Consider the following 11,853-nt stretch of genomic DNA (forward strand, 5'->3'; position numbering starts at 1 on the left):
ACTCTAACAGGATGATCCCCGCGGACGTACGATTTCAACGCCGACGGCTGCCGGACCACGCTCCAACTTCTCGATGCGCACGCGCACGGACACAATACGGCGATCCTCAAGAATACGCGCCGCTATACGTTCAGCGATAGTCTCAACGAGATTAATGTGGCCTTCTGCCATAACGGATTTAACAGCGTTGGTTAAATCATCATACGAAGGCACTTCCGCGATTTCGTCGGTTCGTGAGCCAACGTCCGGAGATACCGCCGCAACAATCGAAAACCCGACCTTCTGCGTGATACCTTTTTCCTCGGCATAGACGCCAAGCTCACAATCCAGCACGAGATCTCGCACGAATATGCGGTCGCACTGAACGGGATCCGTTTCACTCATCTGCATAATCGTAGCCGCCCCGGTCGTCTTGTTCATGAGGCGCGTTCCTCGCGTGCCAGTTCTTCAGCCTTACTCATCATAAGATCAGTCTCGATTTTTTCCGCTTTAGCAATGGCATCACGTATTTCCACCACTGCCCGCAAGTCCAATGAGCCCGTGCGCGCATTCTCGCAACACAAAGCCCCACGAAAACCAATGAGATCCGGAGCCAGCCGGACTAAAGCCGGGATATGCCGCGTACGAAGGCTCCCTGCAAGTCCACAAAACATCTCATGTGCGCGCGCAATCTCAACAAAGTGCTCCAATTGATCGACGGCGAGAACATCAGGCAGCGCCCCATCAGACTTATTTGCGGTATCAAGAACGACGCCTGCGAAACCGGCCGCAGCCATCTCTGCCACAAGCTCAAAATCCGGAGAGGCATCCGCAAATAGAACGCCTGCGATCTGAGCTTTGCCGGTTTCGCCCCGCAGCCGTCCAAGCGCACGCACGACCTCTGCTGCATCCCCACCGGGCAGAAACCCAATCTTCACGTAGTCCACGCCAGTCGCTGCAGCCTGCAACGTGGCCTCGACGATTGGACCAACTTCGCAAGGGTGGTCTCCGATAGTGGCGCTAACCGGCACCCGGCCACCAACGGTCTCAACAATTGCGCGCGCGGCTTCAGGTGTCACCGCCCCGAGAGCACCCCGTGACGGGTCCTTGCAGTCGATAACGTCGACACCACCCTCCAGGCAGAGGGTCGCTTCGCGTGCGTCAACAACACTTGCAAGCATCGAGACGCGGCCGCAGTCAGCCGCCCGCCTCGGACGAATTATTTGCATTTAGGCATCCTGGAACACGCGCACGCGCTCAGCCAGTATGGAATCTCGATCACGGCGCTCGGACACTGTCAAATTAACAGGGATATCCTGCACCACGGTCGCCGGGCGGCCGTCAACCCGGATTAAGCGCGTACCCAACATCACCGCTTCAAAGCGATCATGGGTCACGAACAGAACCGTGGTCGGCCGCCGCGACCATAGCTCGATCAGAAGCTGGCGCAAGGCTTCTGCCGTGGGATCGTCAAGCGAAACGAACGGTTCGTCCATCAAGAGCAGATCGGGCTCCAGCACAAACGCCCGCGCCAAAGCAGCGCGTCGCTGCATCCCTACTGAAAGCCGCTCGGGGTAAGCTGTGGCCGCATCGCTCAATCCGACCCTGTCGATAAGCTCAGTCACCCGCTGGTCATGGCTCTCACCGTCTGGAAGAACAAGGCGGATATTTTCCTCCACGGTGCGCCACGGCAGAAGGCGCGGCGTTTGGAACATATAAGACAGCCGCAGGTCACCTTCTTGGGTATTCACCGAACCCGTGAAGTCCTTATCCAAGCCCGCGATAATATTGAGCAACGTGGACTTGCCACACCCTGATGGCCCTGTAATCGAGACAAAAGACCCACGTGCGATGCTCAACTTGATATTACGCAGAACGGGTAACCGTGCGCGTTGTCCGACCGCGGGAAAATCCTTCTCGACAATGTTGACTTCTAGCGGACGATCTACCGGCGCCATTGATTGACCCTCGCCTCGATCGGCTGCAGCACCCCAATTTCAATAATCTGCACGACAATAATGAACGCTATCGCGTAGGCGAGGATCATCGACACATCAAACAGCTGGAAAGCAATATTGAGCTGATGACCAACACCGTTCGGGCGTCCGAGAAGTTCAACGACAAGCACGATCTTCCACACGAGCGCTAGGCCGCCTCGTGCTGCGGCAGCAAAAAACGGCGCGAGCTGCGGCAATGTCACGTGACGCAGCGTCTTCCACCAGCCGAAACGATAAATCTCTGCCATCTCTTCAAGATCTCGCGACAGGGAGCGCGCTCCCTCCCGCACCGTTACGGCGACGTTCGGAATCTTGTTGATCGTAACGGCAAGAATGGCCGCAACCTCCGTCAGTCCAAACCAGACGTAACAAAGGATGATGGTCACCAACGCCGGCAGGTTTAGGAAAAAGATCAACCACGTATCGAAAAACCTATCGGCACGTTTTGTCCGCCCAAGCGCGATGCCAATCGAACATCCGATAAACATGGCAAGCACGAACGATACGGCGACGCGCGCCAGCGTTACACCGACGTGGTAGGCCAGCTCTCCGCTGGCCAGTTCCCGCACAAGCGTATGCGCGACATCTAGCGGGCCTGGAAAGACTCGACTGTTCGCGAAAGCGGCCGCCACAAACCAGACCGCCAACAGAACCAAGAACGAGCCAAGCGACCACCCAAAGCGCCCAGACAACACCGAACCGACGATACCGCGGCCCACACGTCCAGCTTTTGTAGTTCCAGCGTCAAGCACCATAGAACAGCTTCGCGTCGAATTTCGTATCGCTTCCTACAAGCGTACCTTCACCGTATTCAAGAAGCAATTTCAGCAGCTTATCAGCAGATCTCGTTGCTTCTGGAGACCATGGCTGCGGGATGCCGTCTCGATAAGATTTGCGCAGAGCTTCAAACTCACCCTGGCTTGAAACACGCATCAAAGGCTTAAGCGGCTCCCAATCCTCATCGGAGGTCGCAAGAATGCGATTTCCTTCCTCGACGACCTTGAGGAAGGCTGCGAGTTCAGCATCCTTTCCAGCAGTGGTCTCCTCGCTCCATACGAAACCGACAAGTGGTGGCGGCGGATCAATACCGAGCCCGCGCAGGATGTCTGCCATCGTGATGAGTTCTTTATACCCCTCACCTTCGAGACGTGCCGAGAACGTCCAGAAGTTTAAGGCCGCGTCGACCCGGCCCTGACGCATTTGTTCAGTAATCAGAGGGGGGGCTCCAAAGACCGGCTCTGCAAACTGCGCAATATCTTCGCCCAACGTTTTGTGAGAATAAGCACGCAACAAAATCCAGCTCTTGTCGATCGCCGTGCCAGCAACACCCAACCGCTTGCCCTTGAGATCCGCAATCGACTTGATGCCGCTATCGGCACCTACCATTACGGCCCCCAACGCCGAGGAGTAGGGCGCAAATTTGAGCGGCGCGCCCCCAGAGCGCTGCCGCATCGCCCATGGCCAATCACTGACGACGACGTCCGTTTCACCCGAGAGCAAGGCAATGCGAGCGGCACCAGTCCCCGCAAGGTCCAGCACCGACATTTCTAGGCCATTCGCTTTGTCGAGACCACGGCGCTTGATTGTCTCCAACAGCCAGCTCAGCGAACCAAATTTCAGGGATCCAATTTTCAATCGACCGGATGCCGCAGCCGGAAGCGCAGGCACACCGACAACGGTCACCGCCGCAGCCCCTATCATCAGCTGTCTTCGATCAATCATTTCTGCGGCTCCTGATCTGACAGTCGATTTTTCACCAGCCACCGGACAGCGCGGAGCCAGCCCTTGTCGTCATTTTCGTGAATACTGACCGCCATCGAGTTCCGCAAAGTCCCGTCGTCGACATTGCGGACGAAAATGCTCACATTCAGCAACACAGCGGTCGCCTCGTGCACCACACCCAGCACCGACAATTCTGCACCAGCCTTCTTTGCAACCTCGACTTCGCAGCCATCGCATCTATTGAAAGGTGTCTGTTCCTCGATATCGCTATTCACAGAGCTAAGGTCCAGAGGTTCATACTTACCCGTTTCCTTCAGCAAACGCTTGAGTTCGTCCGTAATGAGCTCAAGCCGTGCCCGCTCCGCCTCGTTGGGTACCGGGGGCAAGCCAACGCCGCCCATCTGTTGTTCGATGACCATTTCAAAGGGGAAGATCGCGGTTTTGGTCGCGCCGGATGCAAAACTTGCCTGCGCAAACCCAATGAGCATTAGATAAATTGCAACCGTACGCAGGATCATTTCCTTACCCCTCGGGACGCATCGTTCACTGACTATTCTTTACCAAGCGCCTCTGGTAAATAAACTGCACAATGTTTGCTCGCAGATCTGGGTACGCATGCACACCCCACCCGCCTACCACAACCCTCACATATGCGTGAACGCTGTATTTTCGTCGCCTTGCCTTAGATGGAAGCGTAACTATGTTACGAAAAGCCGTATCCTCGATAGGCTAAGCTTATCGAGCCGCTAAAGAAAAATACGATTGGCTGGAGAGGTGCAAGAACGAGCTCAAGCAGCTACGCTCTTCCGGCATGCGTTGCGAACACCCTAAAATGATCGCGACAAGAAAAGAATTTCGGGAGGAGTTCTCATGAGCAATTTGCTTAATCGCAACATTGTAACAGGCCGACGGAAATCCTTACCCATTTTCCTTTGTGCGGTTGCCGTTGCGATTATGAGCTCAACGTTCAATTCAAAACCTGTATTCTCTCAAGAAGCACCTACACAAAATCAGAATAAATCCGACTCTAAACAAGATGGCGTAATCGAAATTCCGATTGCCTATCTCAGCGAAAAGCGGGATCGGCTCCCACCGCTATCACTGCTGGATTTCCGACCCGATGATGACGGGATAGCCGGAGCCCAGCTGGCCGTTGACGACAACAACACAACCGGCCGTTTCCTCAAGCAGAGTTTTCGCGTGGAAGAGAGTCCCGCAACCACGCGGGACGAGCTGATCAAGATTGCTACGCAGAAAGCCGAGCAGGGTCTCGGCTTCTTCGTCGTCGATGTCACACCAGACACCCTGCTGGCGCTCTCAGATGCGTTGAAAGATTACAACGCGGTCATCTTCAACGCGGGCGCGACTGATGATCGGTTGCGCCAGGAGGACTGCCGCCTCAACGTCAAACATACAGCACCTTCGCGGGCCATGCTGACGGACGCGCTCATTCAATACTTAGCGTGGAAACGCTGGCGCAATCTCGTTTTGATTTCCGGACCACAGCCCAACGACCAGTTGTTCGCCGCTTCAATTCGTCATTCTGCCAAACGCTTCGGTCTCAAAATTCTCGAAGACCGAACGTTCAAGTATGAAGCCGGGAGTCGCCGCGCCGACGGCGGCTACGAACAGGTTCAGCAACAGATCCCTTCCTTCACACAGGATCTTCCCGACTACGACGTCCTTATCGTTGCTGATGAGAGCAAACAGTTTGGGGACTATTTCCCATATCGAACCTGGATCGCCCGCCCCGTAGCAGGAACACAAGGTCTCTATCCAACCTCTTGGCATCCCGCGTCAGAACTTTGGGGCGCAACGCAATTTCAAAATCGCTTCCAGCGTAAGTCAGGTCGCGTTATGCGCCCGCTAGATTACGCCGCCTGGATGGCCGTACGGTCCATCGGCGAAGCCGCCACGCGCACAAACACCGGCGACCCCAAAACATTGATTGGCTACATGCTTTCTGACCGGTTCGAACTCGCGGCATTCAAGGGCCAAAAGCTCACTTACCGCCCTTGGAACGCTCAGCTACGGCAACCGTTATTCGTCGCCACGGATAAAATTCATGTATCCGTATCCCCGCAGCCCGGGTTTCTCCATCAGGTGACAGAACTCGACACGCTCGGCATCGATCGTCCGGAAACAAAGTGTACGGCATTCACCAACCGCTGAATCGTGGAAGCAGCCATGTCCACGTCAACAAGCCAGAACTGAAATCAGGAAACGACAGGAATCGTCAGTGAGACAGCATAGATCCATCATCGCAAGCCTCACGGTGCTCGCCGCTTTGATCTTGGCACCTTTCCCTGCCGCCGCCTACAAAGTGTTTGTCAGCAACGAAAAGGACAACACGGTCTCCGTAATAGACAGCGAAACGTTAAAAGTGATCCATGAGATCAAGGTCGGTCAGCGTCCCCGCGGCATCATACTCGCGAAGAACGATACGTGGCTTCTGATCTGCACAAGTGATGACCATCGCATCGAGGTCTATGACGCCAACACCTACGAGTTCATCAAAAACCTTCCGTCCGGTCCGGACCCCGAGTTGTTCGATTTGCATCCATCCGGCAACCCGCTCTACATCGCCAACGAGGACGATAACCTCGTCACCGTGGTCGACATCGATACCGATAAAATTCTTGCCGAGATCCCCGTAGGCGTGGAACCGGAAGGCATGGCCGTGAGCCCCGATGGCAAGATCGTCGTGAATACGTCAGAAACGACCAACATGGCGCATTTCATCGACACCAAGACGCATGAAATCGTCGCTAATATCCTCGTCGACAACCGGCCTCGAGTCGCGCAGTTCACTTCTGACGGCAAGCAACTTTGGGTTTCCGCAGAAATCGGCGGCACCGTTACGGTTATCGACCCTGCGAAAAAAGAAGCCGTCCACAAGATCACTTTCGAGATACCTGGAATTAATGACGACGCGATTCAACCTGTTGGAATTCGCTTCACAAAAGACGGAAAACTGGCATTTGTCGCATTGGGTCCATCAAATCGCGTCGCCGTCATCAATGCCCAAACCTACGAAGTCGAAAAATATTTGCTCGTTGGCCAGCGCGTCTGGAACCTCGCTCTTACTCCGGATGAAAAACTTTTGTTCACGACCAATGGCACGTCAAACGATGTGTCGGTTATCGACGTGCAAAAGCTTCGCGTGATTAAATCGATAACGGTCGGGCGTTATCCGTGGGGCGTCGTAGTAGCCAATCATTGATGTTAGAAATTTCCCCCTCATCATTTTCGAAAGGGGGAAATTTCCCAAAAGGAATTGGACAAAACGGAAAAGTCTGCGTCTAGAACTCACCGGGTTTGAATTGCCGAACCGTAAAGACGTGAGTACAGGGAGCAAAGACTCCCAGTTATGCCGACAGTCACCGAGGAATAGTGATGATCAACAATGCTGCGCCGCAAAATGGTTGACGCTCTGACATCCCAGAAAGGATCTTCCAGCCCAGGCGAGGCGCTGCGCGTGCGCAACGTATCGCATAGTTTCGGCGATACGCGTGCACTCAACGACGTCTCCCTAGACGTTGCGCCAGGAAGCTTCACGATCCTGCTCGGCCTCAATGGCGCCGGCAAATCGACGCTGTTTTCCCTGATCACCCGCCTTTACGACAACACGTCGGGAGAGATCCACATTCTAGGAAATGATGTCCGGCGGCGGCCCAGCGCGGCTTTGCAGCGTCTCGGCGTCGTCTTTCAGAGCCGCACTCTCGATTCCGACCTGACCCTCTTACAGAACCTGACTTACCACGCTGCGTTACATGGTTTTGGCCGGCGCGAAAGCAAACGACGCGCTCATGAGGCTTTGAAAACGGTAGGTCTCGATGAACGCGCCAAGGAAAAGGTGCGCAACCTTTCCGGCGGTCAAGCCCGCCGTGTCGAAATTGCACGCTCCATGCTGCATGATCCGGGCCTTCTGCTACTAGACGAGCCCACAGTCGGTCTGGATATTGACTCCCGCCAGAGCGTGATCAGCATCGTACGCCGCCTAGTCAATGAACACGGCATCGGCGTGCTCTGGGCCACGCACCTCATTGATGAGATCGACAAGACCGACAAAATTATAGTTATGCACAAAGGCCGGGTTCTCTACTCCGGCTCGGTTCCCGGCCTCCTTGAGGCAGGTCAGGCGAACGATCCGGCATCCGCATTCCGGAACCTAACCGAAACAACGCGTGCGGAGGCGGCATGAGCATAGACACCATGGCCGAGACCTCAGCATCGGTCCCGCATAAACCAATGCCATCACATCTCACATTCAGCGGATTTTTCGCTTGCTTCCGTGGGATCGTCTGGCGGGAAGTTCTCCGCTTCCTCCACCAACGCGAGCGATTTCTTTCCGCTTTGGTTCGCCCGCTCGTTTGGCTCTTCATCTTCGCTGCTGGCTTTCGCCAGGTACTCGGCGTCTCGATTATCCCGCCCTATCAGACATACGTACTCTACGAGACGTATGTTGCGCCAGGACTGCTTGGGATGATTTTGTTGTTCAATGCTATGCAGTCATCTCTGTCGATGGTCTACGACCGCGAGACAGGCGCGATGCGCACCCTTCTCGTAAGCCCATACCCGCGTTGGTTCCTGCTTTTCTCTAAGCTGATCGGCGGCGTTTCCGTCGCCCTGCTGCAGGTCTATACCTTCCTCGCAATCGCCTATTTTTGGGAGATTCAACCGGATGCCGCAGCACTGCCAGTCGGCCTCACGATCGGCGGCCAATTCGTCGGCTTCGAGATACCCGCTCCCTACAATGGATACATCACAGTCCTCCCAGCCATCATTTTGTCTGGACTGATGCTCGGAGCCTTCGGACTGTTCCTGTCGTCGGTCATACGTCAGCTTGAAAACTTCGCAGGCGTGATGAACTTCGTCATCTTCCCGATGTTCTTCGCCTCATCCGCACTCTATCCGCTGTGGCGCATCCGAGAATCGAGCCCGCTGCTTTACGAGATCTGCCGCTTCAACCCCTTCACCCATGCAGTCGAGCTCATCCGCTTCGCCTTCTACGGCCAATTGGATCCAACGTCGTTTTACGTCGTCGCCGGCTGCACCATCCTCTTCCTTGCCTGCGCGATCTATGCCTACAATCCGTCCAAGGGATTGATTGCGCGACGGGGACCAGGAGCCCGCAGCTAAACGCCAGAGAAATGAAACCAATGCTCCGAACCTCAAATATCGTCCTCCCGAAGCCTCACCGTGCTACGAAGTGCACGAGCGTTCGAATGGCAGCGGTCATCGCCACGTTTTTAGCAACAACCGGCATAATGGCAGCCGCGACTGCGTGGGCGGGCCCTCCCGGCCAGATGCAAGATGGAAGCCCAACGCCCGCGACGCAGACAGAAGTGCCCGCCGCAAACACAAAAACGCCCGAGCCGGGCTCTGACTGGCCGTGTGTCCAACGTAAGATCGATACCCTGACATCAGCTCAAATATGGGACGGCCCCCCGGTTGAGGAGATCAAGAACTGGCGCGACGACAAAGAGATCGCTGAGCTCGTATCCTACGTGATTAGCCGGCGTATCGAGATGGACGCGGTCGAAGAAGCAATCAAAAACTATGCCGAGAAGGTCCCCGAAGCCGAACGGGATAAGAAGTTGACACTGTTGTTCGCCGGGGTGCTTCACGAAACGAACGTCGTCCGCAGTTCAGTCGTGAATGGTATCGAGACATTTCAACGGCGCCAGCGCGCACGCGCCAAACGGCTTGAGGAACAAGGCAAGGAACTCGCCGCACTCCATGATCGCGCAGCAAAAGGCGAAAAGATTTCACAGGAAATCGACACGCTGCAAAATCACTACGATTGGAATGCACGGGTCTTTAAAGAGCGACAGGACAACCTGCCTCTTGCTTGTGAAATTCCCGTACTAATTGAACAGCGCGCCTTCGCAGTTGCCCGCGCCATTCGCAGTCACATGAACGATTAGTCTTTTGCTGCACTGGGCGACAGAGCTTATGACACCGGCTTGATCTGAGCCACGGGAAGGCCCAGTTCTTTCCAACCATCCGTACCATCGGGAAACCAGATCACGTTGCGGTAACCCCACGAGAGGGCCCGTCGCGCGGCATTCCACGACATCCAGCAATCACGGAGACAGAAGAAAACAACCGGGCGCGAGAGGTCTCCCTCAGTAAGGCGCTCCAGCCCTGCGCGGAAATAGCCCTCGAACTCAAGCGACAGCACACCGTAACCGACATTGGCAAGCCAATGCGCGCCCGCGATACTCTCATGCGACGGTGTCCGCCAGATCGTGCCTTCTGGAAGATTAGGCGGCTTGGGAGGTTGCGGATAAACGTCAATGAATACTGCCGCCTTGGTGTTCCAAAGGTCTTCCGCAGCACCGACATCAACAACCTGAGCCCCCTTCAACGTCGCCGGCACCGGAGCCCGATAGTTGTCTGTGCGATAAGTGTCAGGCTCCCTGACCAGTGGCTCAACGCTTTTGCCACCGGCCGCAAAGACGTCCGATACACCGGACAATACAAAAAGCCCGATCACCTGAACCAAAAGCACATAGCGAACGAGAAGAAAAAACGATCTCGCACCACAACCGCTTCCCACCAAACCCACGATATGTGCCACCACTTCAACCTACCTCGCCGTACCAAAGTGCGGTGCCATCAAAGTCATCAAAACAGCCGCCGCGTAAACGCGAAAAAGGCGACAAGCCATCGTGCGCTTGTCGCCTTCCGCAATTCTCATCGTCCCGAGTCCCACCACGGTAAAGTTCTTTATTTACGGGCCTTGGTGATCAACTGATCTTGCTCGTCGATAATAGGAACGCCGTAGTCTAGAAGCACCTGATCGATATCACCTTGCCGCTTCGCAATGATCTCGTTCAACTCATGCTTCCAGGTATCTTCGCCCTGTCGCACACCCATCGTGATCCGATACGTCATGCGCGGACTGTTGCCCTCTTTCAGGAGCGGAACGACTTCCAGTTCTTCGCCACCACGCTTTGAGAAATAACCCGCATTAGGCCCCCACAGCACACCGGCAGCAATTTCACCGGAGCGAATATCGGCGACCATCAATTCCGATGGAGACATGTAACGCCGATCAACGAACAACTGATACGGCTTCACGTTGCCCATCATGCCAAGACGGCTGATGATCGTTGCCGGTGGGCTACCAGCCACAACACCCAATCGCTTGCCCAGCAGCCGGGGGTCAGACAACGTGCTGATCCCATCAAGCCCTTGGCCTTTCCGGAATACCAGCGCATACGCTGAGCGATAGTAATGGTTCGTATTGAGAACCATTTCATCACCCTGCGCGTAGCCCATCACGACGTCACAAGCTTTCGCGAACAGCGTACGCCGGATGAAGCCCGTAGACTGCGGGAACCACGTATACTCCACCGGAATTCCAAGCTCCGCCGCAACAATGTCAGCGATCTTGTTTTCGAAACCAGGATTTTTAGGATCCTGGTTTGAGAACGGCATGTTCGCGGGGTCGGCGCAGACACGCAAGACTTGGCGGTTGACCAGATCAACGCGCTCGCCCTCTGCTGCCTCGGCGGCTGCGCCGCCGAGGAGAATTACGCCAAGCGCAACAATCAGACCAATGGAACTAGCCCGCAAGGCAAGCATTTTCCGCGTCGCCAAGTTCTTGCGGCTTGTCTTCCTTACCCGCCGGCCGACCGCGAGGAATGACACCATCTGCGCGCCCTTTCAAATAAGTATAGATACCGTCAATATAGCACATGACGTTCTTATTATCGCCGAGTGCGGGCATCACGCTTTCTCCGCCGCCGGGCGTATGGACAGTCCGACCACTCGCAACAACACCGAGGAAGTCGAAGTAATCCATCGTCTTGAGCGAATCCATTAGTGCCGGCGCGTAGGTCGAGCCGACGCCTTCAGGTCCATGGCAGACGTGACACTCGGAATGGTAGCGCTGAAAGCCGCGATAGGTGAGAAAGTCCATCTTACCGTCCTTATCGATACGATAAGTCGGCGCGCCCGATGGCAGCATCCATTTACCGCCTTCGAAAGTGGCCCCTTCTCCGGCCATCCGGTAGCCTTCGGCATCAACGTAAGGTCCGCTCTGCTTGGCATCTTCAGCGCTCACGGATGAGAACCCGAAGCTCGCAACTCCAGCTGCCAAAGCGATAACTGCGAAGCCAGTCCATATGCTCTTCACGAATTT

14 protein-coding genes are annotated in these 11,853 nt (G+C 55.5%); 5 read left to right on the forward strand and 9 right to left on the reverse strand.

From position 1 onward, the window contains the following. Nucleotides 1-3 precede the first annotated feature (3 nt). From K5845_RS16460 to K5845_RS16485, 6 genes are read right to left on the reverse strand one after another with little or no spacing between them, the layout of a single operon-like run. Entirely contained in the window at nt 4-420 is a 417-nt protein-coding gene (locus K5845_RS16460; RefSeq protein WP_052743637.1) for a dihydroneopterin aldolase, read from the reverse strand. Then, entirely contained in the window at nt 417-1,208 is a 792-nt protein-coding gene (locus tag K5845_RS16465; RefSeq protein ID WP_287959503.1) for a (5-formylfuran-3-yl)methyl phosphate synthase, read from the reverse strand. The genes K5845_RS16460 and K5845_RS16465 overlap by 4 nt, the downstream gene beginning before the upstream one ends. Then, the gene (locus K5845_RS16470) at nt 1,209-1,937 is read right to left on the reverse strand and encodes an ABC transporter ATP-binding protein (protein WP_090229836.1); all 729 of its coding nucleotides are present in this window, start codon (nt 1,935-1,937) and stop codon (nt 1,209-1,211) included. Next, entirely contained in the window at nt 1,925-2,731 is an 807-nt protein-coding gene (locus K5845_RS16475; protein WP_082100990.1) for an ABC transporter permease, read from the reverse strand. Before K5845_RS16475 ends, K5845_RS16470 begins: the two co-directional genes overlap by 13 nt. Next, nucleotides 2,721-3,698: an ABC transporter substrate-binding protein gene (locus tag K5845_RS16480; protein WP_287959504.1), complete on the reverse strand. Its 978-nt coding sequence runs from the start codon at nt 3,696-3,698 to the stop codon at nt 2,721-2,723. Before K5845_RS16480 ends, K5845_RS16475 begins: the two co-directional genes overlap by 11 nt. Then, nucleotides 3,695-4,216, reverse strand: a complete 522-nt coding sequence (locus tag K5845_RS16485; protein WP_046476423.1) for a DUF3280 domain-containing protein — start codon at nt 4,214-4,216, stop codon at nt 3,695-3,697. The genes K5845_RS16480 and K5845_RS16485 overlap by 4 nt, the downstream gene beginning before the upstream one ends. 352 nt (nt 4,217-4,568) lie before the next feature. On the opposite strand from K5845_RS16485, the gene K5845_RS16490 reads away from it, so the two are divergent. From K5845_RS16490 to K5845_RS16510, 5 genes are all read left to right on the forward strand, one after another. Beyond that, nucleotides 4,569-5,870 (forward strand): lanthanide ABC transporter ABC transporter substrate-binding protein PedA1, encoded by a 1,302-nt coding sequence (locus tag K5845_RS16490; RefSeq protein WP_052743635.1) that lies wholly within the window; start codon nt 4,569-4,571, stop codon nt 5,868-5,870. Nucleotides 5,871-5,937: 67 nt separating this feature from the next. Next, the gene (locus tag K5845_RS16495; protein WP_287959505.1) at nt 5,938-6,921 is read left to right on the forward strand and encodes a YVTN family beta-propeller repeat protein; all 984 of its coding nucleotides are present in this window, start codon (nt 5,938-5,940) and stop codon (nt 6,919-6,921) included. 198 nt (nt 6,922-7,119) lie between these two features. Continuing rightward, a complete protein-coding gene (locus tag K5845_RS16500) occupies nt 7,120-7,902 on the forward strand; it encodes a lanthanide ABC transporter ATP-binding protein PedB/LutE (protein ID WP_287959598.1) in 783 nt (260 codons plus the stop codon). A 47-nt stretch (nt 7,903-7,949) separates the two neighbouring features. Continuing rightward, nucleotides 7,950-8,840, forward strand: a complete 891-nt coding sequence (locus K5845_RS16505) for an ABC transporter permease (RefSeq protein WP_090230267.1) — start codon at nt 7,950-7,952, stop codon at nt 8,838-8,840. Between the two features lie 86 nt (nt 8,841-8,926). Then, on the forward strand, nt 8,927-9,628 hold the full coding sequence (locus K5845_RS16510) for a hypothetical protein (protein ID WP_287959506.1): 702 nt from the start codon (nt 8,927-8,929) through the stop codon (nt 9,626-9,628). A 26-nt stretch (nt 9,629-9,654) separates the two neighbouring features. Here K5845_RS16510 and K5845_RS16515 read toward each other — a convergent pair whose 3' ends face one another. The 3 genes from K5845_RS16515 to K5845_RS16525 form a co-directional block, all read right to left on the reverse strand. Then, complete coding sequence (locus K5845_RS16515) at nt 9,655-10,200, reverse strand: PQQ-dependent catabolism-associated CXXCW motif protein (RefSeq protein ID WP_502814146.1); 546 nt, start codon at nt 10,198-10,200, stop codon at nt 9,655-9,657. 233 nt (nt 10,201-10,433) lie between these two features. Further along, the gene (locus K5845_RS16520; RefSeq protein WP_046476417.1) at nt 10,434-11,294 is read right to left on the reverse strand and encodes a substrate-binding domain-containing protein; all 861 of its coding nucleotides are present in this window, start codon (nt 11,292-11,294) and stop codon (nt 10,434-10,436) included. Next, complete coding sequence (locus tag K5845_RS16525) at nt 11,275-11,847, reverse strand: c-type cytochrome, methanol metabolism-related (RefSeq protein ID WP_244466790.1); 573 nt, start codon at nt 11,845-11,847, stop codon at nt 11,275-11,277. Before K5845_RS16525 ends, K5845_RS16520 begins: the two co-directional genes overlap by 20 nt. Nucleotides 11,848-11,853 lie beyond the last annotated feature (6 nt).

Source organism: Filomicrobium sp. (assembly GCF_025698805.1).
Taxonomy (GTDB): Bacteria; Pseudomonadota; Alphaproteobacteria; order Rhizobiales; family Hyphomicrobiaceae; genus Filomicrobium; species Filomicrobium insigne.

Bases quoted from the DNA above. Each gene is read 5' to 3' on its own strand.
- K5845_RS16460 (WP_052743637.1), bottom strand. From the start codon at position 420: ATGAACAAGACGACCGGGGCGGCTACGATTATGCAGATGAGTGAAACG.
- K5845_RS16465 (WP_287959503.1), bottom strand. From the start codon at position 1,208: ATGCAAATAATTCGTCCGAGGCGGGCGGCTGACTGCGGCCGCGTCTCG.
- K5845_RS16475 (WP_082100990.1), bottom strand. From the start codon at position 2,731: ATGGTGCTTGACGCTGGAACTACAAAAGCTGGACGTGTGGGCCGCGGT.
- K5845_RS16520 (WP_046476417.1), bottom strand. From the start codon at position 11,294: ATGCTTGCCTTGCGGGCTAGTTCCATTGGTCTGATTGTTGCGCTTGGC.
- K5845_RS16480 (WP_287959504.1), bottom strand. From the start codon at position 3,698: ATGATTGATCGAAGACAGCTGATGATAGGGGCTGCGGCGGTGACCGTT.
- K5845_RS16500 (WP_287959598.1), top strand. From the start codon at position 7,120: ATGGTTGACGCTCTGACATCCCAGAAAGGATCTTCCAGCCCAGGCGAG.
- K5845_RS16470 (WP_090229836.1), bottom strand. From the start codon at position 1,937: ATGGCGCCGGTAGATCGTCCGCTAGAAGTCAACATTGTCGAGAAGGAT.
- K5845_RS16505 (WP_090230267.1), top strand. From the start codon at position 7,950: ATGCCATCACATCTCACATTCAGCGGATTTTTCGCTTGCTTCCGTGGG.
- K5845_RS16510 (WP_287959506.1), top strand. From the start codon at position 8,927: ATGGCAGCGGTCATCGCCACGTTTTTAGCAACAACCGGCATAATGGCA.
- K5845_RS16485 (WP_046476423.1), bottom strand. From the start codon at position 4,216: ATGATCCTGCGTACGGTTGCAATTTATCTAATGCTCATTGGGTTTGCG.
- K5845_RS16490 (WP_052743635.1), top strand. From the start codon at position 4,569: ATGAGCAATTTGCTTAATCGCAACATTGTAACAGGCCGACGGAAATCC.